Origin of the sequence: uncultured Microscilla sp. (genome assembly GCF_947493425.1) — a bacterium.
Classification (GTDB): Bacteria; Bacteroidota; Bacteroidia; order Cytophagales; family Microscillaceae; genus Microscilla.
This window is the reverse complement of sequence record NZ_CANLRP010000569.1, coordinates 1-326: the sequence shown is the minus strand read 5'-3', so window position 1 is coordinate 326 and position 326 is coordinate 1. Positions and strand designations below refer to the sequence as shown.

1 pseudogene is annotated in these 326 nt (G+C 49.4%); it reads right to left on the bottom strand.

Features of this window, described 5'->3' with window-relative positions:
• Positions 1 to 326 (bottom strand): annotated as a pseudogene (locus tag Q0954_RS34675) (hypothetical protein); the annotation flags it as partial.

Below are 326 nucleotides of genomic sequence, written 5' to 3'. Positions count from 1 at the left end.
TTCTTCCTTGCCGCATCTATAGCGTCTAAACACGCCAACTGCAAATTGATCAGTTTTTCGTAGAGAGGGTCAAGCGTGTACTCGGTACCTTTGATCAAACCCGCCGCTTTTTTGAAGGCATCATAAGCCGCCTGGTATTTTTTGGCTTGTATCAATCGCACCCCCTCGCGGTAGACTACCTGGGCTTTGTCAAACGAGGGCTTGTCTCGGAGCATTTTACGGTCTTCGTTCAGTTGGTTTACCAGCATGGCTTTTTCAGCGGGATCATCTACCCATTTCAGCGCCTCCTGACCATACACCTGGGCTTTCGCCAAGTCTTTTTTGCG